The organism is Phenylobacterium sp. (genome assembly GCF_020402505.1).
GTDB lineage: Bacteria > Pseudomonadota > Alphaproteobacteria > Caulobacterales > Caulobacteraceae > Phenylobacterium.
Map to the genome: position 1 here is coordinate 1 of NZ_JADBZL010000037.1, position 23,287 is coordinate 23,287.

Here is a 23,287-nt window from a genome sequence, read left to right on the forward strand (position 1 = left end):
CCGATGGTGGCAATTGCAAGCACCCTTGACCGGTGGGCGGAGCGGTCACTACTGCAGTATGCCCCGTAAGTCCGCATCCAGCCTGCCCTACCCCACGGACCTTGAATCTGGCGAGCTTCGCAAGAGTGCAGACACGCGCCGACGCATCATGGACGCGACCGTGCACTGTCTCGCACATTTCGGCTATGCCGGGACAAATGCGATCACAGTCGCTGAGCTGGCGAAGATGACGCGTTCGGCCCTGCTCTACCATTTCCCGACGCGGATGGACCTGATCGGCGCGGCGATCCACTACGTGACCCTGCGGCGAATCGAGATGTTCGAGGTCGCGATGAGCAAGATCGAGCCGGGGCACGACCGGGTGGCCGAGGCGATCGACGAGGCCTGGCGGCAGAACCAGACGGAGGAGTACCGCGCCTACAGCGAACTCTCGAACGCCGCTCACACCGACCCCGATCTCGCCGCAGTCTTTCGACCCGCGATGGCCGCCTACGACCTTGCGCGACGCAAGACTGCGATGGCTCTGTTTTCCGCTCAAGAAAAGCGTGCCGAAGGCTTTCATCTCAGGCGCGACGTCACGCGTTTTCTGCTGGACGGCCTCGCCACGCACGGCTGGTTCGGCGACGACGGCGATACGCGCGCAGCGCAAATCCTGCAGTTCCTGAAGGTGCTGGCTCGCGAACCGGAAAGTCGCCGCCTGCTTGCAAAGGCCGCGCGTGATGCGACCGCGCGACCTGATCGACGCGAGCCCCGGAAGCCGCCGTCGCGGCGGGGATAGGGGGGACAGCGTCGAAGCTGCCACATTCGCGCGCATCCTGGCCCGGGCCAGCCGAGACCGTGCTTTGGAAAGGGTCAGCCGACCTGCAGCAGCTGCTTACCCAGATTTTCGCCGGCGAAGAGACGCATCAGTGTGCGTGGTGCGTTCTCGAAACCTTCCTGGACGTCTTCCCGCGTGCGGACACGGCCTTCCCGAATCCAGGCCGCCATGCGCCTTCGCGCCATCGGGTACTCGCTCACCCAGTCCAGCACGATGAAGCCCTGCATCGTGGCGCGCATGAAAATGAGGTTGAAGTAATTCTCCGGCCCCGCTGGCATCTTGCCGAGCGTATATCGCGAAATGCCGCCACAGATAACGACCCGGGCATGCATTGCGATCTTAGCAAGCATATCGTTGAGGATGACGCCGCCAACATTGTCGAAGACGACGTCGATCCCATCCGGACAAAGCTCACCAAGGCGGTCACGCACATTCTCCGCCTTGTAGTCGATCGCTGCGTCGAACCCGCACTCGTCGACGATCCAACGACACTTCTCAGCGCCGCCTGCAATGCCGACCACGCGGCAACCGGCGATCTTCGCGATCTGGCCGACGACCGAGCCCGTCGCCCCAGCAGCGCCTGAGACTACGACGGTGTCCCCCGCCTGTGGCTTACCCACCCGCAGGAGCCCGAAATAAGCGGTCATACCCGTGGTGCCGAGCACCCCGAGCCGTGCGGTCGCCATCTCCGGATCTGAGATCCTCTCCAGCTCATCGCCGGCGACTGTCGGAAACTCCTGCCAGCCGAAGCGTCCGGCGACGATATCGCCGACGGCGAACTTCGGATGTTCGCTCGCCATCACCGACCCGATTCCGGAGCCGGGCATGACATCACCGATGTTTGTCGCCGCGACATAGCCGCCGACATTCTCCATCCAGCCCTTCTGCGCGGGATCGAAGCCGAGCCAGTGCGTACGGAGCACCACCTCGCCCGCCTCAGGCGCGCGTATGTCACGCGTCACCAGCTCGAAATCGCTGTCCTTCAGCGGACGGCCGTTAGGACGGTCCGCGATCAACCACTGCCGGTGGGTTCGGGGCCAAGTGTCAGCCATAGGCCAGCACCGCATCTACCGCTTCGCGGATACGCTTTGAGTTGGGAATGTATTCGTCCTCCAGATTAGGCGCAAAGGGAACCGGGGTATGTGGGCAGGTTACCCGCCGGATTGGCGCCTTCAGATGCTTGAACGCCTTGTCGGAAAGCATGGCTGCAATGTCGGCGGCGACCGAGCAGCGAGGCGGGCTCTCTTCCACGATCACGACGCGTCCGGTGCGCTCGATACTCTCGATCAGCGTCTCCTCGTCGAGCGGCGAGGTGGTGCGCGGGTCGATCACCTCAGCGTCGATGCCATCCTTCTCCAATTCCTTCGCAACCGCGAGCGCCCGCGGCGCCATCGCGGCGATCGCCACAATGGTGATGTCGTCGCCCTCCCGAGCCACCCGCGCTTCTCCAAACGGGATGCGATAGGCCTCATCGGGAACGTCATCTTCCGTATCGTATAGCGTCTTCGACTCCAGGAAGATCACGGGGTCGTCGTCCCGGATCGCCTCGATCAGGAGACCCTTGGCGTCGTAGGCGTTGGAGGGCGCCACCACCTTGAGACCCGGCACCATGGTGAAGAGCGGCGTCAGTGTCTGCGAGTGCTGTGCGCCGGCTCGGAAGCCCGCGCCAATCATTGCGCGGATCACCAGCGGCGTCCTGGCCTTGCCGCCGAACATGTAGCGGAACTTCGCAGCCTGATTGTAAATCTGGTCAAAGCAGACGCCGACGAAGTCGACAAACATGATTTCCGCCACGGGCCTCATACCCGTCGTCGCTGCGCCGGCGGCCGCGCCAATGATGGCGCTTTCGGTGATCGGCGTATCGATCACCCGCGACGGACCGAACCTGTCGTAGAGCCCGGCAGTGACACCGAGAACGCCGCCGACCTTTCCCGGACCCGCCGACCCACCCTGACCGCCGGCGATGTCCTCACCGATCAGAATGACGCGTGGATCGCGCTCCATCTCCATGCGCAGCGCCTCGTTGATCGCCGTGCGGTAGCTCTTCTTCGGCATCGGCGATCCTCAATAGCTGACGTAGACGTCCTGTTCGAGCGAGGCGAGCGACGGGGGCGGCGCGGCCAAGGCGGCGGCCACGGCGTCTTCAATCTCCTGCGCGACGGCGGCGTCGATGTCGGCGAAGTCCCTGTCACCCAGAAGGCCGCGTTCCTTCGCGGCGACCCGGAAGTTCTCAATCGCATCGATCGCCATGGCCGCAGCGAGTTCACTCTTTGTCCGGTAAGCCTGTGGATCGCCGACGAAGTGTCCGCGCCAGCGCGGCGTTCTGGTCTCAATGAACGCCGGTCCGTGACCGTTGCGGGCACGGTCTAGGGCGCGGCGCATGGCGTCGACAACAGCGAAAAAATCTGCGCCGTCAACAGCCTCCGCCGGCAGGCCGAACGCCTCAGCTCGGGCCGCGATGGAGGGCGCCCCGACGGCATAGCTCGCGGCGGTATGCTCGCCATAACCGTTGTTTTCCACCACGAAGATCGCTGGCGCTTTCAGCACTACGGCCATGTTCATGGCTTCGAACATCGTGCCTTGGTTGGAAGCGCCGTCGCCCGAGAACGCGACGGAAACATGGCCGCCCCCGCGCAGCTTTGCGGAGAGCGCCGCACCCACCGCGAGCGGTGGCGAGCCGCCGACGATGGCGTTGGCGCCCAGCATGCCCTTGGAGAGGTCGGCGATATGCATCGAGCCGCCCTTGCCATTGCACAGGCCGCCCTCGCGACCGAAGATTTCCAGCATCATCCCGCGCACGCCGCAGCCCTTGGCGATGCAGTGGCCATGGCCACGGTGGGTCGAGCCGATGTAATCCTCGTCGGTGAGATCGTGGCAGACGCCCACGCCAGAGGCTTCCGATCCGATATAGACGTGGACGAAGCCAGGAATGTTGCCGAGCGCGAACTCTTTCTCCACGCGCTCCTCGAACGTGCGGATAGTGCGCATGCGCTGATAGGCGCGACGGACTTCATCTGCGCTGAACTGCATACGCGCTTCCTCAACGGCTTGCGCCCTTCCGGCGACCGCTCTGCAGACAGTCGCGGGAGGTAGGCGAAAAAGTCAAGACTGCTTGTTTTGGCCTGTGACCAGAGCCAGAGTGCTCGGAGCGACCAGAGGAGAGCGCCATGCGCTGCAGGTTCGAGGGGAGGACGGCGTTCGTCTCGGGAGGCGCTTCGGGGATCGGCGCGGAAACCGTCGCCGCGCTTGTCGGAGAAGGCGCGCGTGTCGGTTTCGGTGACCGGGATAGCGCAAAGGGCGAGGCTTTCGCCCGCGAAACGGGTGCGGCCTTCTTCCCCCTGGATGTACGAGACGAAGCGGCCTGGCGGTTGGCGATTGCGCAAACCGAGCAGCGGTTCGGCCCCGTCTCCATCATCGTCAACTCGGCGGGAATCAGCCAGCCCGCGAGCATCGAACAGGCTTCACTGGAGCATTGGCGCGAGACAATGGCCATCAACGCAGACGGCTGCTTTCTGGGCTGCAAAGTGGGCGTGGAGGCGCTGAAGCGCGCGGGTGGCGGGGCGATCGTCAATGTGGCTTCGATGCTTGGCGCGCGCGGCGGAGCGACTTTCCCCGCCTATTCCGCATCGAAGGGCGCGGTGCGCTATCTCACACGTTCGGTGGCGCTACACTGCGCGCAGGCGGGCCTTAACATCCGCGCCAATTGTGTGCTGCCGGGCGCCATAGATACGCCGATGTACCGCAGCTACATCGACCGCGCCGTGCAGGCCGGCGCTACGCAGGACGCTGCGGAAAGGCAATTCGCAGCCATGCACCCGATGGGACGCGTCGGCAAGGCTTCGGAAGTTGCGGCCGCGATCCTATTTCTCGCTTCCGACGAAGGGAGTTTCATCACAGGCGCCGACCTGCCCGTCGAGGGCGGTGCGCTCGCATGAAGGAGACATCCATGACCGATGTTGCAACGGCGCCCCTCGACGCGATCAACTCGTTGGACATGGCGATCCTCCAAGATCCCCACCCCTATCTGGAGCGCCTGCGGACAGAGGCGCCAGTCTATCGTGACCCGCACACTGGTTTCGTGTCGGTCGCGACATACGACCTTATCCGCGCCGTCTGCGCGCAACCCAATCGCTTTTCCAACAGGTTCAGCGAGGTGCTGCGCAAGGGCGCGCTCCAGGAGATCGACCCGGAAGAGCAGGAGGCCCAGCGTGCGCTAATCCCCGCCGTCGAGACGCTGCTCACCGCCGACCCGCCGGTCCACACCCGCTACCGAAAACTGGCGATGAAGGCGTTCACCATGAAACGCGTGGAAGCCATGAGCGCTCGGGTGTCAGAGGTCGTCGAGGAGCTGGCCTCCGCTATCGCGCCCCTCGGCGCGTGCGAGTTCAAGAGCGCTTTCGCCAACCACCTGCCAATGATCGTGATCGCTGACGCATTGGGTGTGCCGAGGTCGGATATGGACACTTTCCGCCTCTGGTCCGACGCTTTCATCACCCGCATGAACGGCCTCGCGAGCAAGGACGCGCGCATCGAGGCCGCTCGGCGGATCGGGGAGTACCAACAATACTTCCTCGGAATGATCGAGGCCAAGCGCGCCGTACCGACCAATGATGTGATCTCTGACCTCGTCCATGCCGACCTCGCCGAGGAGGGCGATGCGCGGAAAATGACCGATGCCGAGTTGCTCTCGATCTTCCAGCAGCTTCTGGTCGCCGGCAACGAAACCACCGCGCACTCGCTGACCGCGGGCATGTTCTACCTGATTTCGAACCCTGGCCTGGAAGGCCTGCTGCGCAGTGAGCCAGCGGTTGTCCCTAACTTCGTCGAGGAAACGCTCAGGTATCTCAGCCCGACCAACAACATGTACCGGGTCGCGACCGAGGATTGCGAGATCGGCGGCGTCTCCGTCAAAGAGGGAGATCTCGTCCTCCTCCGCTATGGTTCGGGAAATCGCGATGGCGCCGTATTCGCCGACGGTGACCGGTTCGACGTACGCCGAGAGAATGCCAAAGACCACCTCGCCTTTGGCGCAGGCATCCACCACTGCATCGGCGCTCAGCTGGCGCGAAAGGAAATGACTATCGCCTGGCCGATCCTGCTCCGCAGGATGCGCGACTTCCGCTTCACACCTGGCCGCAACACATTCATGTATCTGCCCACCATTCTGATGCGGGGCGTGTCTGAACTGCACATCGAGTACGACCCCGCATAGTCCTCGCGCTCCCGCCACAGGCTCAGTCGGTCCCGAAACGGGGTTTGCTTACCCAATCCCCATCAGCTCTTGAGCGTGACTGTTCGGGGCCGGGCGCGGGGCGATGACTGTGACGAAGAACTGGCGCATGACCTTCCTCAGGATCGATGGGAAGACAATCGCCGACCTTCACCTGCAGGATCAGCACCGATAGCCATGACCCGGCATCCCTCGCTCGCGGTTCACCGCGGTCATGGGCCGACGAGCGAGATCGTCGAGAACCATAGCGTGAAGGCTGATACGCTGCAGAGGTCGACCAACCGGGCGCCGCGCACCTAGGCGTTAAGCAAGGCGCGCTGGGGGGGCAGTCGAGCCCCTCGACAGCTCAACCCAACTTCACCTGGATTTTCGCTGTTGGGATGGCGGTGAGAGAGGGATTCGAACCCTCGATAGAGTTTCCCCTATACACGCGTTCCAGGCGTGCGCCTTCAACCACTCGGCCACCTCACCCCACGGGCCGGAGGCGGGCCTCCGGCGTGGACGGGTGGAGATATACCGGCGCGAGACGGCGGGCAAGGCGGCAGGTGCAATCGGCGGCGGCCGGGCCTATCTTGGCGCGTACAGGCACACCCGCCCCTCAGGAGCCCCGCCATGGTCTTCTTCCGTAAGTCGCCCGACATGCCCACCGCCGCGACCGCCCTGCCGGGCCGGCCCGATCCCCTGCCCACGGCGGCGGTCAACTTCGTCACCGGCCAGCCGCTGAAGGGGCCCTTCGCCCCTGGCCTGCAGGCCGCCCTGTTCGCCATGGGCTGCTTCTGGGGCGTGGAGCGCAAGTTCTGGCAGACGCCTGGCGTGGTCGCCACGGCTGTGGGCTATGTCAACGGCTTCACCCCGAACCCGACCTACGAGGAGGTCTGCAGCGGGCGCACCGGCCACACCGAGGCCGTGCTCGTGCACTTCGACCCGAAGGTCATCTCCTACGAGGGTCTGCTGAAGGTCTTCTGGGAAGGACACGACCCCACCCAGGGCATGCGCCAGGGCAATGACATCGGCACCCAGTACCGGTCGGGGATATACGCCTTCGACGCGGCGCAGGAGGCCGCGGCGCGGGCCTCCCTGGCCGCCTACCAGGGCGCCCTGACGGCGCGGGGCTTCGGCGCCATCACCACCGAGATCGCTCCGGCCCCGGCCTTCTACTACGCCGAGCCCTACCATCAGCAGTACCTGGCCAAGGTACCCAACGGCTATTGCGGCGTCGGCGGAACGGGCGTGGCCTGCCCCATCGGGGTGGGCGTGAAGGCGTGAGCCCGGAGGCCTTCGAGGCCGCCGCCCTCGCCCTGCCCGCGACGGAGAAGGTCGTCCAGTGGGGCGGCGCCGACGTCTACAAGGTGGGCGGGCGCATCTTCGCCATCACCGGCCTGGGCGGCGCCCTGTCGATCAAGGTCAGCGACATCGCCTACGCCATCCTGGTGGAGGACGGCCGCGCCCGTCCGGCGCCCTATCTGGCCCGGGCGAAATGGGTGGCCTTCGACCGGCTGGCGGACCTGGACGCGGACGAGGTGCGCGGCTGGCTGGCCAGCGCCCACGCCCTGGTCGCCGCCAAGCTGACGCGCAAGGCCCGGGACGAACTGGGGCTCTAGGCCCCCGCCACAGTCCTCGAGGATGACGCTGCGCGCGGGTTTGGCGGCGCGGACGCCTTACGCCTCCGTCCTCTCGCCCCGGGCGCCGCCGTCAGGCCTGGTCGGCGGTGTGCTGCTCGGCCTGGTCGGACGTCAGGCGCAGATAGGCCAGATGGCCGATGAAGGCGCCCTTCACGATGGGCAGGAGAGCCAGGGTCACCAGCGCAAGGGGCGTCAGGACCAGGGGCACGGTGATGACCGGCGGTCCCTGCCAGACATAGGGAATGAAGAGGATGGGCACGACGACCAGATGGCCGATGATCAGGATTGTGAAATAGGCCGGGCCGTCATCAGCCGGATACCGCGTCAGGTCGACGCCGCAGCTGGGACAGTCGGACTGCACCTTGAGGTAGGAACGGAACATCCGGCCCTCCCCGCAGTGCGGGCAGCGGCCGCGCAGTCCGCGGGAGACGGCGGTGAAGAAGGCGGGGCTCTGGGTCATGGACCCCATATGCGCGCAGGTGGGGCGAAAAGCCAGAGCCCCCCGACCTGCGAGAGCGGCCTCAAGCCAGCTGCGCAGTCAGGACCTGGGCGTCGAAATAGTCGCGGTAAAAGACGATCTTGCCGTCCTTGACCTCGAAGACGCCGGTGACCGGCAGCTCCACCCACTTGGCGCCGAAGAGATGGCGGTCCAGCCGCTCGATGAAGACGACGTCGCCGGCGAAGGCGCGGCGCAGGACGTGGAACTCGTTCTTCGAGATCGGGGCGAAGAAGGGCTCCAGGAAGCCCACCACCCCGGCCGGACCGACGTGCACCGTGCCCGGCGCATTCATGTTCTCATAGCGGCAGTCCTCGGCCACGAAGGGTGTGGCGGCGGCGTAGTCCTTGGCCTCCATGGCGGCCAGGAAGGCGTCGACGACGGCGGCTGGATCGGAAGGGGCGCTCATGGGCGGCGGTCTCCGGAGTTCAGGTCAGGCGCGGGCATCGCCCAGGAGCACGCGGCGCATGTCGCCGCCCGTCCGGGAGAGGAGGTAGAGAAGATAGATGCAAAGGAAGGGCATGCCGCCGAAGAAGGCCACGACGGCCAGGCCCAGCCCGCCGGCCGAAAAGCCGTTGCGCCAGGCCGTCCAGAGGGCCGAGAGGGCCAGCATGAACATGAAGTCCAGATTGAACTGCCCCGCCCAGCCCATCCGGGCCATGTCGCCGAAGAAGGCCGGGAAGAGGTTCAGCCCGTGATTTGCAACCACCACGCCGGTATAGACGGTGATGACGCCCAGGGCGGCGACGAGGAAGATGCGGAAGAGGGTCATGGCCCGGACTCCGGAATGTAGCGGTTGCTACATTCCTGGCATATTGTAGCGGGTGCTACAAGGAGAAATCATGGCGCTCCGCGCGGCGCAGAGGCAGGTGGTGACGGAGCGGCTGGCGGGGCATTTGCTGGCCAGCGGGCTGGCGCGCACCAGCGTCCGCCAGCTGGCGGCGGCGGCCGGGATCTCCGACCGCATGCTGCTCTACTATTTTCGGGACAAGGCCGAGGCCCTGGGCGAGGCCATGGGGCATGTGGCGGCCCAGCTGGGCGGTCGGCTGGAGGCGGCCCTTCCGGCGGGCGCGCGCCGGCCCCCCGAGCGCCTTCTGGCCGAGGCGGCGCGGATCGCCACCGATCCCGAGGTCCGGCCCTTCATGGCCCTGTGGATGGAGGTCATCGCCGCCGCCGCCCGGGGAGAGGCGCCCTTCGCCGGCATCGCAAGGCAGGTCACGGCCGGCTTCCTGTCCTGGATCGAGACCCGGCTGGACATCGAGGACGCGGAAAGGCGGGCCGCCACCGCCGGCCTGATCCTGGCCGCCATCGACGGCCTGGCCCTGCTGGAGATCGGCGCCGGGGCCGAGCGGGCCGCCGCCGCCGCTGAACGGGCCGGGGATGTGCGCTTCACCTCCTGAAATCGACAAGGCCCCGGGGGAATCTTCCCCGGCATTGACGGTCCGGTAGCCATGGCCGTGGCAGTCTGCCTCCTTCGACGGCGTAGGAGCCCTTCATGGTGCTGGCGGAGACCCGGAGAGCGGCGCTGGAGCGCATCGCCCGCTTCCTCATGTCCGGCGACCTGTCCCGAACCAGCCTGCGCGGCCTGGCCCTGGCGGCCGGCCTGAACGACCGGGTCTTCGCCCTGCACTTCCGTAGCCGTTCCGAGGTGCTGAAGGAGGCCTCAGCCCTGCTGCGGGGAGAGTTCGGGCAGCGCCTGGCGACCGCCCTGCCCGGCGCGACGCGGATGTCTCCGGAGGCCATGTCGGAGACTGCCCGGCAGGTCATCGAGGCCCCTACGATCAAGCCCTACATGTCCCTCTGGCTTGAGATCATCGGAGCGGGCGCCCGTGGCGAGGCCCCGTTTGTGGATATCGCCGCTTCGGTCATCAACCAGATCCTCGACTGGTTGGAGACCCTCCTGGATATCGAGGATCCGGCTGACAGGCGCGCCATGGCGGGCCTGATCTTCACCTCCCTGAACCCCATCGTGATGGGGACCGTCCTGACGGGCGTCAACGCGCGCGTGCTGCGTCAGGCCCGCTGGGCCTAATCCGCGTCCATCTTCAGGGCGGCGATGAAGGCTTCCTGGGGGATGTCGACCTTGCCGAACTGGCGCATGCGCTTCTTGCCGGCCTTCTGCTTGTCCAGCAGCTTGCGCTTGCGGCTCATGTCGCCGCCATAGCACTTGGCGGTGACGTCCTTGCGCAGGGCGCGGATGGTCTCGCGGGCGATGATCCGGCCGCCGATCGCCGCCTGGAGCGGGATCTGGAACATGTGCGGGCTGATCAGGTCCTTCATCTTCTCCACCATGCCCCGGCCGCGGGCCTCGGCCCGGTCGCGGTGGACCAGCATGGACAGGGCGTCGACGGGCTCGCCATTGACCAGGATGCTCATCTTGACCAGGTCGCCGACCCGATAGTCCTCGACCTGGTAGTCGAAGGAGGCGTAGCCCTTGGAGACGCTCTTCAGCCGATCGTAGAAGTCGAAGACCACCTCGTTGAGGGGCAGGTCGTAGATCACCATGGCCCGGCTGCCGACGTAGGACAGCTCGCGCTGCACGCCGCGGCGGTCCTGACAGAGCTTGATCACCGCGCCGAGGTACTCGTCCGGGGTCAGGATGGTGGCCTTGATCCAGGGCTCTGCGATGGTGTCGATCTTCACCGGGTCGGGCATGTCGGCGGGGTTATGGAGCTCCAGCACCTCGCCGTTGGTCAGGGTGATCCGGTAGACCACGCTGGGGGCGGTGGCGATCAGGTCGAGGTCGAACTCGCGCGACAGGCGCTCCTGGATGATCTCCAGGTGCAGGAGGCCCAGGAAGCCGCAGCGGAAGCCGAAGCCGAGGGCCGCCGAGGTTTCCATCTCGTAGGTGAAGCTGGCGTCGTTCAGGCGCAGGCGGCCGATGGCGGCGCGCAGGTCCTCGAAGTCGGCGGCGTCCACGGGGAAGAGGCCGCAGAACACCACCGACTGGGCGACCCGGAACCCCGGCAGGGGCGTGGTGGTCTGCCGCTTCTCCTCGGTGAGGGTGTCGCCGACGGCGGCGTCGGCCACCTGCTTGATCTGGGCGGTGATGTAGCCGATCTCGCCGGGGCCGAGTTCATCGACCTCGGTCTGCTTGGGGCGGAAGACGCCGATCCGGTCCACCTGGTGGACGGCGCCGGAATTGATCATCCGCACCTTCATGCCGGCGCGCAGGCGCCCGTCCATGACTCGCACCAGCACGACGACGCCCAGATAGGGGTCGTACCAGGCGTCCACCAGCAGGGCCTTGAGGGGGGCGTCAGCGTCCCCCTTGGGGGCCGGCAGGCGGGTGACCACCGCCTCCAGGACGTCGGCGATCCCCTGCCCCGTCTTGGCCGAGCACAGGACGGCGTCCGAGGCGTCGATGCCGATCACGTCCTCGATCTGCTCACGCACCCGGTCGGGGTCGGCGGCGGGAAGGTCGATCTTGTTCAGGACCGGGACGATCTCATGGTCATTGTCGATGGCCTGGTAGACGTTGGCCAGGGTCTGGGCCTCGACCCCCTGGCTGGAGTCCACCACCAGGATGGAGCCCTCGCAGGCGGCCAGGCTGCGGCTGACCTCGTATGCGAAGTCCACGTGCCCGGGAGTGTCCATCAGGTTGAGGACATAGGTCTCGCCGTCCCGGGCCTTGTAGTTCAGGCGTACGGTCTGGGCCTTGATGGTGATGCCCCGCTCGCGCTCGATGTCCATGTTGTCGAGGACCTGTTCGGTCATCTCGCGCTGGGTCAGGGCGCCCGTCTCCTGGATGAGGCGGTCGGACAGGGTCGACTTTCCGTGGTCGATGTGAGCCACGATCGAGAAGTTGCGGATTCGGCTGAGCGGGGTGGTCATGTCGCCGCGCCCTTAGCACACTCCGGCGTCCTGGGGCGAGGCCGGTTCAGAGCCGATCGCGCAGGGCGTACCAGGTCAGGCCGGCGATGGTCAGAGGCCGGCGCAGCCAGCGCCCGCCGGGGAAGGCCGGGGCGGGCAGGCGGCGCAGGGCCTCCAGGGCTTCGGCTGCTGCGACATCGCCCGTCGCCTCGAGACCCAGAAGGTGTCCGACGTAGGGCGCCAGCATCACGCCCTGCCCCGAGTATCCAGCAGCCAGGGAAACCCCTGGCGCAGGAAAGGCCACCAGGGGCGTACGATGCAGGGTCACGCCTACCGACCCGCCCCAGGCGTGGGTGATCCTCACGTCCGACAGGTCCGGATAGATCTTCAGGAGGCTGCGCCGGACATAGCCGGCCAGGTCGGCGGGATAGGTCTCGCGGTAGGTCTCGCCGCCGCCGAACAGCAGCCGGTCGTCGTCGGTCTTGCGGAAGTAATTCACGACAAAGCGGGTGTCGGCGGCGGCGGCGTTGCGCCTCAGAATTCGGCCGGCCCGCTCACCCAGCGGCTCTGTGACGAGGACGAAGTTGTTGATCGGCATGACCCGGTCACGGGCCGCCCCGGCGATGGGGGTGAGATAGCCGTCTCCGGTGAGCACCAGCCGGTCGCAGATGACCCGGGCCGTGGGGGTGGCGACCTCGATCGTCCCGCCCCCCCGGGTCCAGGACAGGGCGGGCGCGCCCTCGCAGATCTCCCCGCCGGCAGTCAGGACCGCCCGCGCCAGACCAAGGGCCAGGTTGAGGGGGTGCAGGTGGCCACCGTCCCGGTCAAGAACGCCGCCATGGTAGACGTCCGTGCCCAGATCCTCCGCGAGCTCGTCGCGGGACAAAAGGCTGAGAGCCTCACAGCCGTACACCCGAGCCATATGCTCCACATGGGCGGCGTCCTGTCCCTCCCCCCCCGGACGGTGGCGAGCGAGGATCAGTCCGGACCGGTAGTCGGCCTCCGGCGCGACTCTGGCGACCAGGCCGGAAAGGTGCGCGCGGCCGGCCTCCGCCAGCTTCCAGAGCCTCAGGGCCTCGTCGGCGCCGACCCGGGCCTCCAGCCAGGCCTGGTCCTGCCGGTGGCCGGGATGCGCCTGGCCACCATTGCGACCCGAGGCGCCCGAGCCGACCCGGGCCGCTTCCAGGACAAGGCAGGGAACCCCGGCGCGGGCGAGGGCCAGGGCGGCCCCCAGACCTGTGAAGCCTGCGCCCACGATGCAAACCCCCGTGCGGACCTGACCCTGAGGGGGCGGAAGGTCCGGCAGGTGGACGGCGGCCGTTTCGGCATACCAGGAGCCCGCAGGGTGTCCGTCATTGCGCATGGCGCGGTCAGACGTTCAGCAGGAGGAATTCGCGCTCCCAAGGGCTGATCGTCTGCATGAAGGTCTCGTACTCAGCCCGTTTCACGGCAGCATAGGCGCTGCAGAACCCCCCGCCGAGAACATCTCTCAGGGCGTCGCTCTGCTCGAACAGCACCAGGGCCTCCAGGAGATTGCGCGGAAGCTCGATGCCGAGGGCCGCAGCGTCGGTGGCGACCGGCTCCGTCGGCGTCAGGTTCTGGGTCATCCCCAACCAGCCTGCCGCCAGGACGGCGGCGGTGGCCAGATAGGGGTTGGCGTCGGACGAGGGGATACGGTTTTCGAGTCTGCGGTTGGCGGGGTCGGAGGGCGGGACCCGCAGGCCGCAGGTTCGATTGTCATATCCCCACTGGGTGTTGACAGGTGCTCCGGTGCCTCGGGCGATACGGCGGTACGAATTCACATACGGCGCCAGCACGGCCATGATCGCCGGCAGATAGCGCTGCTGTCCGGCGATGAAGGACAGGTAAGACCGCGTGGCCTCGCCGGTCTTCCGGTCCGAGAACAGGGGCCGGCCGTCGGCGTCCAGAATGGACTGGTGGATGTGCATGGCGCTGCCGGGCTCGCCGGCCATCGGCTTGGCCATGAAGGTGGCGTAGATGTCGTGCTCCAGCGCCGCCTCGCGGATGGTGCGCTTGAACATGAAGACCTGGTCGGCCAGCTCCAGCGGATCGCCATGCCGCAGGTTGATTTCCATCTGGGCCACGCCGCTTTCGTGGATCAGGGTGTCGATCTCGAGGCCCTGGGCCTCGGAGTATTCGTACATGTCCTCGAAGAGGGCGTCGAACTCGTTGACCGCTGCGATGGAATAGCCTTGCCGGCCCGTCTCTGGCCGCCCGGACCGGCCGATTGGCGGGCGCAGGGGATAGTCGGGGTCCGTGTTCTTATCGACCAGGTAGAACTCAAGCTCCGGGGCGATTACGGGGGTCCAGCCTTTATCCTGGTAGAGGTCGAGCACCCGCCGCAGCACCTGCCGCGGCGCCTCTTCGACGGGGCGGCCATCGGGGTGGAAAGCGTCGTGGATAACCTGAGCCGTCGGATCCTGGGCCCAGGGGACGACAGCCAGTGTGGCGAAGTCCGGATTCATGAAGATGTCGGTGTCGGACTGCACCGCGGCGACCGCGCCCAGGACCTCAGGAAAATCGCCGGTAATGGTCTGATAGAAGACCGCCAGCGGAAGGTTCATGGACGGCGCGCCCAGGAACTTCCTGACCGGCATGATCTTGCCCCGGGCCACGCCAGCAAGATCCGGCACAAGGCACTCGATCTCTTCAATGGACTGCCGCGCCAACCACGGTCCGGCGGCTTCCAGCGAGGCGACTCCGCGCTTCTCCCGGGAAGCCGGGGGCGGACGCTTCTTGCGGGAGGTCATGCCGCCGCCTCCGGTTTCAGGGCCCGGAGGACGGGCTCGGCCTCGTCGAGGGACTTGCGGATGATGGAGACCAGCCGGTCGATCTCGGCCCGGGTGATGACCAGGGGCGGGCAGCAGACAATGGTGTCGCGGATACCCCGCACCATGAGGCCATTGCGGATGCAAAAGTCCCGCACGACGGGTCCAGCCTCGCCCTCCTTGTCGAGGAAGCGCTTGTTCGTCCCCGGCTCGCGGACGATCTCCACCGCCCCGATCAGGCCCAGGGAGCGGGTCTCGCCGACCAGCGGATGGTCGTTCAGGCTCGCCAGGGAGCGGGCGAGATAGGGGCCGGTATCCTCGCGGGTGCGCTCGACCAGGCCCTCGCGCTCGATGATGTCGAGGTTGGCCAGGGCCACGGCGGCGGCGGTGGGATGGCCGCTGTAGGTGTAGCCGTGGACGAAGTCGCCGCCCTTCTCGCGCAGCTCCGCCACGATATGGTCCGCCACCCCGGTGGCGCTGATGGGCAGGTAGCCGGAGGACAGACCCTTGGCCATGGAGATCATGTCCGGCTTCACGCCGTAGTGGTGGTGGCCGAACCACTGGCCGAGCCGGCCGAAGCCGCAGATCACCTCGTCACACACCAGCAGGATGCCGTACTTGCGGCAGATGGCCTCGACCCGGGGCCAGTATCCCTCCGGCGGGATGATGACCCCGCCGGCGCCCTGGACAGGCTCGCCGATGAAGGCGGCGACGTTCTCCGGCCCGACCTCCAGGATCTTGTCCTCGATGGCCTGGGCGGCCCGGGCGGCGAAGGCGTCCGGATTCTCACCGAAGGCCTCGCCGAAGAGGTAGGGCTGCATGACGTGCTCGACGCCCGGCACCGGAAGGTCGCCCTGGGCGTGCATGGCCTTCATGCCGCCCAGCGACACCCCGGCCACGGTGGAGCCATGATAGGCGTTCCAGCGGCTGATGAAGATCCGGCGCTGGGGCTCCCCCTTCAGCTTCCAGTAGTGCCGGGCCAGACGGAAGACCGTGTCGACGGCCTCGGACCCCGAGGAATTGAAGAAGACATGGCTCAGGTGACCGCCCATCTTCGAGGCGATGCGGGTGGCCAGCTTGACCGTGGGCGGCGTCGCCGTCCGGAAGAAGGTGTTGTAGTAGGGCAGCTCGAGCATCTGCTCGTAGGCCGCCTTCGCCAGCTCCTCGCGGCCATATCCGACGTTCACGCACCAGAGCCCCGCCATGCCGTCGAGGATGGCGTTTCCCTCCCCGTCGTAGATGGTGCTGCCCTCGGCCCGGGTGATGATCCGGCTGCCGCCGAGGCTGGCGATCAGCCGATGGTCCGCCTGGGCAGGCAGGTGGTGCGCCAGATCGAGGCGGCGCAGTTCGGCGATGTCGTGGTTGCGGATGGGAACGCTCACGCGGGTCACTCCTGAAAGGGATCAGCTGACAAGCGGCTCGCCACGGAGGGCCCGCCCGAAGATGCCGAAGAATACCTGACTTTGCGGATTTTCGCCCGTCCGCCATTCGGGGTGCCACTGGACCGCCAGGACCGGGGCGGTGTTCACACGGGTGGAGAAGGCCTCGACCACCCCGTCATCGGCCTGGGCCTCCACGGACAGGCCCTCGCCCAGGCGCTGGACGCCCTGATAGTGCACCGAGTTCACCCGAATGCGGGCCTGTCCCAGGGCGCCGGCGAGGATGCCGCCCGGGGTGAGTTCGACATCATGGACATGATCGAACATCTCATTGAATCCGACCTCGTCGGGCGCATGGTGGCGCAGGAGGTCGGGATTTTCCGAGACGTCCCGGCGCAGGGTCCCGCCAAAGGCGACGTTCAGCTCCTGGAAGCCCCGGCAGATGCCGAACACGGGCCGGCCCAGGTCGAGCATGGCGCGGATGAGGTCCCCCGTCATGGCGTCCCTGGCGGGATCGAAGGGCCCGGGCGCATCGTCCGCCGCTTCGCCATAGGCGCCCGGATCGAGATTCGAGGGGCTGCCGGTCAGCAGAAGCCCGTCCAGGCGGCTCGCCACGTCGGCGGCGCGCATGAGCCCGGGCATGGACGGCACCAAAAGGGCCGCAGCGTCGGCATAGGCCATGGCCGAGGCCACATAGCGGTTCATTACCGCCTGGGCGGGTTCGATCCCGACGGTGCGGGTGCAGCAGATGATGCCGGCGACGGGACGCGCCATGTCAGTTCAGCAGGACGGCAGGCGAACAGGCGTGCCAGCCGAGCCAGACCTCCTCGCCGAGGGCGAAGTCCTCCTGGTCCCAGCGGGTCAGGTTGGACCTGAGCACCTTGACCCGCCGACCTCCGGCAATCTCCACCTCGTAGGTGCTCTCGCTGCCCAGGTAGGATTCATGGCGGATGACCCCCCGCACAAGGTTGGCGCCGGCCGGGGAGTCGTCCAGCACCGGCGGGGGCTGCCCGGGAACGTACTTGTGCAGCTCTATCTTCTCGGGCCGCAGTGCGGCCCAGACGGTGGTTCCCTTGGCGCCGGTCACGCCGTGGTCGAGGTAGATGTCCGTGGGAAGCTCCGGCGAACGGATCACGGCCTCATCCTGTTCATCGACGGCGAGGACGCCCTCGAACAGGTTCACCGAGCCGATGAAGTCGGCCACAAAGCGGCTGCCCGGGAACTCGTAGAGGTCGTTGGGGGTGGCCACCTGCTGAAGGAGGCCGCGGTTCATCAAGGCGCAGCGGCTGGCCAGGGCCAGGGCCTCGTCCTGGTCGTGGGTTACCATGATGAAGGTGATGCCCACGGTCTCCTGCAGGGTGCAGAGCTCGGTGCGCATCTGGTCGCGCAGCTTGGCGTCGAGAGCGGACAGGGGCTCGTCCAGCAGCAGGACCCGGGGGCGCTTGACCAGGGCCCGGGCCAGGGCCACGCGCTGGCGCTGACCGCCGGAGAGCTGGTCCGGCTTGCGCCCGCCCAGGCCGCCCAGCTGGACAAGCTCGAGGGCCTCTTCGACCCTCCGGTCGCGCTCGGCTGAAGGGACCCGATCGATCTTGAGGCCATAGGCCACGTTGTCGGCCACGCTCATGTGCGGGAAGACCGCATAGGACTGGAACACCATGTTCACCGGCCTGCGGTTCGGCGGCACGGTGGAGATGTCCTGCCCGTCGATCAGGATGCGCCCCTCGGTGGGGGTCTCGAAGCCCGCCAGCATGCGCAGCAGGGTGGTCTTGCCGCAGCCCGACGGACCCAGCAGGCAGAAGAACTCCCCCTCGTCGATGGTCAGGGAGACGTTGTCCACCGCGACCATGCGGCCGAACCGCTTGGTGACGTTCTCGAAGGTGATGATGGGTTTGCTCATGGCGCCTCAGGGACGGTCTTTGGGGCGGTCGAGGGCCGCGTGGCCGCCTGCTGTCGAGGCTGGATCCCCCTGGAGTTTGAGGGCTACGGCGGTGAGGATCACGGTGACGAGGATCAGGATTGTCGACGCGGCGTTGACCTCTGGAGTCACCGAGAAGCGGACCATGGAATAGACCTTGACCGGGAAGGTCACCGTGTCCGGACCCGATGTGAAGAAGGTGATGACGAAGTCATCCAGGCTGAGGGTGAAGGCCAGGAAAGCTCCGGCGACAAGGGAGGGCGCCATGTGCGGCAGGATCACGTCCTTCAATGTCCGCCACTCGCTGGCGCCAAGATCTCGCGCGGCCTCCTCGAGCTCCCTGTTGAAGCTGGCCAGCCGCCCCCTGACCACGACCGCCACGAAAGGGAAACAGAACGAGACATGGGCGATGATGATGGCGCCCAGGTTGAGGGGCCAGGGCAGATCCTGCGGCCATGGCAGCACCTTGGCGAAGAAGACCAGCATGGCGACCCCGAGACAGATCTCGGGCGCGACAATGGGCAGGGCGAGGGCGCCGTCGAAGCCCGTCTTTCCGGGAAAGCGGAAGCGCCAAAGGGCGAGGGCCGCCAAGGCGCCAAGGATCAGACTGAGGACGGTCGAAACTGCGGCGATCGTCAGGCTGTTGACGAAGGCCTCGATCAGGGACGCGTTGTTTAGGGCCTTTTCGTAGTACTTGAAGGTGAAACCCTGCCAGACGACGTTCCGACGGCTGTCGTTGAAGCTGAACACCATGAGGGCGATCAGCGGGGCGTAGAGGAAGATCCCGACGGCGGCCAGCCACAGCCGCAAAGGCCAGCGTCGCAGGTACTCGAGCGGTCCGGGCGCGGAACGACGGGCCATCACGGCCGCTCCCTTGGGCGTCGCGACATCAGCGCCTGAAGGGCGATGGCGATGAAGGTCATGTACATCAGGAGGAAGGACAGGGCCGCGCCGAAGGGCCAGTCATTGGCCCGTTTGAACTGTCGCTCGATGATGTTTGCGATCATCTGGCTGTCAGGGCCGCCCAGGAGATCAGGCGTCAGGTAGGAGCCCAGGGCCGGGATGAAGGTGATGACCACGCCCGATGCAATGCCCGGGAGGGCCAGGGGCGCGACGATGATCAGCAGCGTCCTCAGGTGGCCGGCCCCGAGGTCAAGGCTGGCCTCGATCAGCGAGGTGTCCAGCCGATCAAGCGCGGAATAGAGCGGCAGGACCATGAAGGGCAGGTGCACGTAGACCAGGCCCAGCACCACGGCGAAGTTGTTATGCAGGAGATCCAGGGGCTCGAAGGGGCCCAGAACACCGATCCCCAGAACCGAAACCGCCGAGCTGAGTCCGTTCCAGACCCATTCCAGGGACTGATTGATGTAGCCCTCGGTCCGCAGGAAGGCGATCAGGGCGTAGGTCCGGATGAGAAGGTTTGTCCAGAAGGGCAGCATCACCGCCAGCAGGAGCCAGGTCTTGGCCTTGGGCGGGGCGAAGGTGATGGCGAGGGCGACGGGGAAGCCGATGATCAGGCAGATCAGGGTGGTCAGAGCGGCTATGCCGACCGACTTCGCGAAGATCATCAGGTAGAGCGGATCGAGGGCCCGGAGATAGTTTGAAAAGGTCCCCGTGAGGGCGATTTCCGTGAGACCCCGGTTCTCTCCGAAGGAATAGAGCCAGACGATCCCCATCGGGATCAGGAAGAACAGGACCAGCCAGAAGAGGGGCGGTCCGAGAACCGCCCCGAAGAGACCCTTCGCCGACTTCCAGTGCTGTTCCATCCCGGAGGGTTTCCGCGTCAGGTCAGGCGGCGCGCACCCGGGTGATGACCTCCTCGTAGAGGCTGGCCTTCTCGGCCCCCTCAAAGGCCCCGTACTCGCACTTCGCCAGGACATCGGCGGGCGGGAAGATAACCGGATTTGCCCGGTAGTCCGCCGGCATCAGCGCCTTGGCCGCCGCATTGGGGGTCGGATAAAGGATGGTCTCGCTGATCTTCTTCCCGGCCTCGGCATCCAGCAGGTAGTTGATGAAGGCATGGGCGTTGTTGGGGCGGGGCGCGCCCACGGGAATGCAGAGCGTGTCTGAGTTCAGGAGGCTGCCCTCCTTCGGCACGACGAAGCCGATGTCCGGATCTTCGGTCATGATCTGAGCGATGTCGCCGTTGTACTCAAGGACGAGATCGACATCGCCGGAAAGCAGCATGTCCTGGCCGTTGTCCTCATGGAAGGCCTTGATGTTCGGCTTCTGGCGCACGAGCATCTTCTCGATCTCGACGACCAGTTCGGGAGGTATGTTGTTGACGGAATGACCCTTGTACTTGGCGGCCAGGCGGATGAGGTCGGCAGACTCCGACAGGAGCGCAATCCTGTTCTTGTAGGCGTCGGAGTCGAAGAGCCACTTCCAGCTGTCCGGCACGCCCTTCACCTTGCTCTTGCGATAGCCGATCCCGAGGACCAGCCAAGTGTAAGGGATCGACATCTTCCGGCCGGGGTCGAAGTCCGGGTTCATGAAGCTGGGATCGACGTTCTTGAGGTTCGGGATCTTCGAATGGTCAAGGGGCTGGATCAGCTTGGCCTCGGTCATTCGAGTCACGAACTCGTTCGACGGCACGATGACGTCGAAGCCCGGATTGCCAGCCTTGAGCTTGGCGAAGAGCTCGTCGTTCGTGGCGAACAGGCTCATGTTGACGTCAACGCCAGACGCGGTCTTGAAGTCCGACAGGGTCGTCTCGCCGATGTAGGTGTCCCAATTGTAGAAGTTCAGCTTCGGCTCCTCGCCTCCGCCGGCGGGAGCCCCGCCCGGGCGCGAGCAGGCGCTGAACGAGACCCCGATGGCGGCGGCGCCCAGTGCGGTGAGAAGGCTGCGGCGGGACGCGCCGCGTCTGGAAAACATCGACATCGGATAGGTCTCCCCGGGGTTGGCGAACTGCACAAGAAGATGACGGCGCCTGAGCGTCGGGATCAATCCCGAAACCGACCGGAGCGACACGGATTCAGGCGTTGCCCAGATACCAGTCATAGTCGAGGGCGGTGACGGCGGCCCCGAACCTGTCCTGCTCCGTGCGCTTCACGGCGACATACATGTCCACGAAGCGGGTCCCCAGATACTCCCGCAGCACGCTCGAGGCCTCCAGCCGGTCGACTGCCGAAACCCAGTCGGTCGGGAGCTTCACGCCGTCCCGGGCCGCGGCGGCGTAGCCGTCGCCCTCCACCGCGGGGCCCGGATCGATCCTGCGGGTCAGGCCATGGTGCGCTGCGGCCAGCAGGGCGGCGAGAACCAGATGAGGGTTGGCGTCTGCGCCGGCCACGCGATGCTCGACATGCCGGGTGGCGGGCGGGCCGGCGGGCACCCGCAGCGAGACCGTCCGGTTGTTCACGCCCCAGGTCGGCGCGACGGGCGCATAGGAGTTGGCGCGAAACCGTCGATAACTATTGGCGTTGGGCGCCAGTATGGCCATGCAGTCGCCCATCAGGGCCTTCATGCCGCCGATGGCGTGACGCAGCATGTCCGATCCCTCGGGCCGCGGGTCTGCGCAGAGGTTGGCGCCCGAAGCGTCAGCAAAACTGACGTGGACGTGAAAGCCGCTGCCCGCCCTGTCAGCCCAGGGCTTGGCCATGAAGGTGGCCTCGCACCCATGTCGTGGCGCTATGCCCTTGACCGCGCGCTTGTAGCGCACGGCGTCATCGGCGGCCGCCAGCGCGTCCGGCTTGTGATGCAGGGTCAGCTCCAGCTGAGCGGGCGCAAACTCCGATATGGCGCCCTCGAGCGGCAATCCCATGATATCGGCCGTGTCCCAGAGCTCCCGGAGGAAGGGCGCATGGTCCTCAAGCTCCGGCAGCCCGTAGACCTGTATGCCCTCCGGCCTCCGACCGGTGCGGATGGAGCGGGCGGGCAGAACTTCTCCCCCCGGTCCCCTCTGGAGATCCACCAGATAGAACTCAAGTTCGCAGGCGGCGACTGGGGTCAGACCATCGGCCGCATAGCGGTCGAGAACCCTGCGCAGAACGTGGCGTGGATCGAGATCGTTGGGAGACCCGTCAAGCTCGTACATCGACAGCATGACCTGAGCGACATCCGGACCAAGCCAGGGGGCCGGGGTAAGGGTCCCGGGCACCGGGCGGGCCCTGCGATCAGCGTCGCCGTCCTCCCAGACAAGACCCGTGGCCTCGCAGTCGGCGCCCTGGGTGTCGACCACCAGGACCGAGCCGGGCAGGAAGCGGCCGTAGTCATAAACGGCCGGCAGTTCCTCAATGCGAAGCCGCTTGCCCCTGGGCACCCCGGTCATGCCCGTGAAGACGACCTCGACGAACCGCATTTCAGGATGGGCGGCCATGAAGGCCCGGCATTCCTCGGGATCGGCGACGGGATTGACGGGCATGGCAAGGAAACCTCGGAGCGGAAGACGCGATACCTTCTGCCACGCCGGGCCAGGCCCGCCAACCTGGCCGCAGGTTTCAGCGCGCGGCCCGTCGCTCGGCCTCAATCGCCTCGGCGACTCTCTCCATGGGCGCCTGGGAGGTTACGATCCGGCCGGAGGCCCCGTTGTCCATGTCCGAGACAAGACTGAGGGCGAGGCCGACCAGTATGAAGAGACCACTGGTCACGACTAGGTGTCTGGACCCTGACGCTGCGAGAGACAGCCCGACCAGAAGCGCCGAACCCAGAGCGAAGGCATGCAGGCTTTGCAGAATTCGTTCCGGAATCTTGGCGTCGAACGCTGCATACCGCCGCTCTGCATCATCGAACATCTCATTCGTCGCATTGAGCAGCGGGACCGAGACCCGCTGACCGGAAGGCGTCTCAAGGGCGCTGTCCGTGACCTTCCAGATCGCAGTCTGGAGCCGGGCCGTCTGCAACCGCGTTTCCTGCAAGGCGGCGGGATCGGCCCGGTCCGTACTGAAGGACATGCGAACACGCACATAGTCCGCCATCAGCGCATTCAGTTCAGCTCTGTGGGGATCATCCAGGAGCTGGTGGCGAAGATGGGTCGTCGAGATCGCCGTAGCCTCCTCGGTGACGAGATCCCGCCGGAGTTCGTAGTTGGAATGCGCCATGCCGAAGGTGAAGGCGACCAGGAGGGCCAGCAGGGTCAAGGCGGCGGACAAGACAAAGGATGTGTCTTCCTCACCGACAATCTCCCGGCGTCTCCTGTACCAGGCAAACCCTCGGTACCCCGCCTCAACCACCAGGATCAGGGCGACCGAGTAACCAATCCAGGTCAGGGCGGGGGTGAACACGGGC

At 66.4% G+C, this 23,287-nt stretch carries 24 protein-coding genes and 1 tRNA gene; 7 read left to right on the forward strand and 18 right to left on the reverse strand.

The features are described from left to right. Window positions 1–778: TetR/AcrR family transcriptional regulator (locus tag IM632_RS03050; RefSeq protein WP_296552008.1), on the forward strand; the 778-nt coding region annotated here is incomplete at its 5' end. 74 nt (window positions 779–852) lie between these two features. Here the strand turns inward: IM632_RS03050 and IM632_RS03055 are convergent. From IM632_RS03055 to IM632_RS03065, 3 genes are read right to left on the reverse strand one after another with little or no spacing between them, the layout of a single operon-like run. Then, window positions 853–1,833, reverse strand: coding sequence for an NADP-dependent oxidoreductase (locus tag IM632_RS03055; RefSeq protein ID WP_296519114.1), 981 nt, complete (start codon window positions 1,831–1,833; stop codon window positions 853–855). Window positions 1,834–1,861: 28 nt separating this feature from the next. Further along, window positions 1,862–2,872, reverse strand: coding sequence for an alpha-ketoacid dehydrogenase subunit beta (locus IM632_RS03060; protein ID WP_296482739.1), 1,011 nt, complete (start codon window positions 2,870–2,872; stop codon window positions 1,862–1,864). 9 nt (window positions 2,873–2,881) lie between these two features. Continuing rightward, window positions 2,882–3,847 (reverse strand): thiamine pyrophosphate-dependent dehydrogenase E1 component subunit alpha, encoded by a 966-nt coding sequence (locus IM632_RS03065; protein WP_296482742.1) that lies wholly within the window; start codon window positions 3,845–3,847, stop codon window positions 2,882–2,884. A 137-nt stretch (window positions 3,848–3,984) separates the two neighbouring features. Between IM632_RS03065 and IM632_RS03070 the strand changes: the two genes are divergently transcribed. Both IM632_RS03070 and IM632_RS03075 read left to right on the forward strand, forming a co-directional pair. Next, complete coding sequence (locus IM632_RS03070; RefSeq protein WP_296482745.1) at window positions 3,985–4,752, forward strand: SDR family oxidoreductase; 768 nt, start codon at window positions 3,985–3,987, stop codon at window positions 4,750–4,752. Window positions 4,753–4,763: 11 nt separating this feature from the next. Further along, window positions 4,764–6,029, forward strand: a complete 1,266-nt coding sequence (locus IM632_RS03075) for a cytochrome P450 (protein ID WP_296482750.1) — start codon at window positions 4,764–4,766, stop codon at window positions 6,027–6,029. Window positions 6,030–6,428: 399 nt separating this feature from the next. On the opposite strand, the gene IM632_RS03080 is transcribed toward IM632_RS03075, so the two are convergent. Further along, window positions 6,429–6,518 (reverse strand) — tRNA-Ser (locus tag IM632_RS03080). 141 nt (window positions 6,519–6,659) lie between these two features. On the opposite strand from IM632_RS03080, the gene msrA reads away from it, so the two are divergent. Together msrA and IM632_RS03090 are read left to right on the forward strand one after the other, a co-directional pair. Continuing rightward, window positions 6,660–7,313 (forward strand): peptide-methionine (S)-S-oxide reductase MsrA, encoded by a 654-nt coding sequence (gene msrA / locus IM632_RS03085; RefSeq protein ID WP_296482753.1) that lies wholly within the window; start codon window positions 6,660–6,662, stop codon window positions 7,311–7,313. After that, window positions 7,310–7,648, forward strand: coding sequence for an MmcQ/YjbR family DNA-binding protein (locus tag IM632_RS03090; RefSeq protein ID WP_296482755.1), 339 nt, complete (start codon window positions 7,310–7,312; stop codon window positions 7,646–7,648). The genes msrA and IM632_RS03090 overlap by 4 nt, the downstream gene beginning before the upstream one ends. Window positions 7,649–7,739: 91 nt before the next feature. On the opposite strand, the gene IM632_RS03095 is transcribed toward IM632_RS03090, so the two are convergent. From IM632_RS03095 to IM632_RS03105, 3 genes are all read right to left on the reverse strand, one after another. Next, entirely contained in the window at window positions 7,740–8,129 is a 390-nt protein-coding gene (locus tag IM632_RS03095) for a DUF983 domain-containing protein (protein WP_363278498.1), read from the reverse strand. 61 nt (window positions 8,130–8,190) lie between these two features. Further along, a complete protein-coding gene (locus tag IM632_RS03100) occupies window positions 8,191–8,574 on the reverse strand; it encodes a limonene-1,2-epoxide hydrolase family protein (protein WP_296482761.1) in 384 nt (127 codons plus the stop codon). A 24-nt stretch (window positions 8,575–8,598) separates the two neighbouring features. Beyond that, window positions 8,599–8,937 (reverse strand): hypothetical protein, encoded by a 339-nt coding sequence (locus IM632_RS03105; RefSeq protein ID WP_296482764.1) that lies wholly within the window; start codon window positions 8,935–8,937, stop codon window positions 8,599–8,601. A gap of 70 nt (window positions 8,938–9,007) precedes the next feature. On the opposite strand from IM632_RS03105, the gene IM632_RS03110 reads away from it, so the two are divergent. Beyond that, window positions 9,008–9,565, forward strand: a complete 558-nt coding sequence (locus IM632_RS03110; RefSeq protein WP_296482767.1) for a TetR/AcrR family transcriptional regulator — start codon at window positions 9,008–9,010, stop codon at window positions 9,563–9,565. 95 nt (window positions 9,566–9,660) lie between these two features. Beyond that, on the forward strand, window positions 9,661–10,197 hold the full coding sequence (locus IM632_RS03115; RefSeq protein ID WP_296482771.1) for a TetR/AcrR family transcriptional regulator: 537 nt from the start codon (window positions 9,661–9,663) through the stop codon (window positions 10,195–10,197). Here IM632_RS03115 and lepA read toward each other — a convergent pair. The 11 genes from lepA to IM632_RS03170 all read right to left on the reverse strand — a co-directional run bounded on the left by lepA (window position 10,194) and on the right by IM632_RS03170 (window position 23,283). After that, window positions 10,194–11,999, reverse strand: a complete 1,806-nt coding sequence (gene lepA, locus IM632_RS03120; protein ID WP_293515692.1) for a translation elongation factor 4 — start codon at window positions 11,997–11,999, stop codon at window positions 10,194–10,196. The two genes, IM632_RS03115 and lepA, sit on opposite strands and share 4 nt — an antisense overlap. A 46-nt stretch (window positions 12,000–12,045) precedes the next feature. Continuing rightward, window positions 12,046–13,341, reverse strand: coding sequence for an FAD-binding oxidoreductase (locus IM632_RS03125; protein WP_296482776.1), 1,296 nt, complete (start codon window positions 13,339–13,341; stop codon window positions 12,046–12,048). Between the two features lie 7 nt (window positions 13,342–13,348). Continuing rightward, window positions 13,349–14,749, reverse strand: coding sequence for a glutamine synthetase family protein (locus tag IM632_RS03130; RefSeq protein WP_296482779.1), 1,401 nt, complete (start codon window positions 14,747–14,749; stop codon window positions 13,349–13,351). Then, complete coding sequence (locus IM632_RS03135; protein WP_296482782.1) at window positions 14,746–16,149, reverse strand: aspartate aminotransferase family protein; 1,404 nt, start codon at window positions 16,147–16,149, stop codon at window positions 14,746–14,748. The genes IM632_RS03130 and IM632_RS03135 overlap by 4 nt, the downstream gene beginning before the upstream one ends. 21 nt (window positions 16,150–16,170) lie before the next feature. Beyond that, the gene (locus IM632_RS03140; RefSeq protein WP_296482785.1) at window positions 16,171–16,920 is read right to left on the reverse strand and encodes a gamma-glutamyl-gamma-aminobutyrate hydrolase family protein; all 750 of its coding nucleotides are present in this window, start codon (window positions 16,918–16,920) and stop codon (window positions 16,171–16,173) included. 1 nt (window position 16,921) lies between these two features. Next, complete coding sequence (locus IM632_RS03145; RefSeq protein ID WP_296482788.1) at window positions 16,922–18,043, reverse strand: ABC transporter ATP-binding protein; 1,122 nt, start codon at window positions 18,041–18,043, stop codon at window positions 16,922–16,924. A 6-nt stretch (window positions 18,044–18,049) separates the two neighbouring features. Beyond that, window positions 18,050–18,922 (reverse strand): ABC transporter permease, encoded by an 873-nt coding sequence (locus IM632_RS03150; protein ID WP_296482792.1) that lies wholly within the window; start codon window positions 18,920–18,922, stop codon window positions 18,050–18,052. After that, the gene (locus IM632_RS03155) at window positions 18,922–19,827 is read right to left on the reverse strand and encodes an ABC transporter permease (protein ID WP_296482795.1); all 906 of its coding nucleotides are present in this window, start codon (window positions 19,825–19,827) and stop codon (window positions 18,922–18,924) included. Before IM632_RS03155 ends, IM632_RS03150 begins: the two co-directional genes overlap by 1 nt. Window positions 19,828–19,849: 22 nt before the next feature. After that, on the reverse strand, window positions 19,850–20,944 hold the full coding sequence (locus tag IM632_RS03160) for a spermidine/putrescine ABC transporter substrate-binding protein (protein WP_296482798.1): 1,095 nt from the start codon (window positions 20,942–20,944) through the stop codon (window positions 19,850–19,852). A gap of 94 nt (window positions 20,945–21,038) precedes the next feature. Continuing rightward, the gene (locus IM632_RS03165) at window positions 21,039–22,424 is read right to left on the reverse strand and encodes a glutamine synthetase family protein (RefSeq protein WP_296482801.1); all 1,386 of its coding nucleotides are present in this window, start codon (window positions 22,422–22,424) and stop codon (window positions 21,039–21,041) included. Window positions 22,425–22,500: 76 nt separating this feature from the next. Continuing rightward, window positions 22,501–23,283 (reverse strand): hypothetical protein, encoded by a 783-nt coding sequence (locus IM632_RS03170; protein ID WP_296482804.1) that lies wholly within the window; start codon window positions 23,281–23,283, stop codon window positions 22,501–22,503. Window positions 23,284–23,287: the final 4 nt, after the last annotated feature.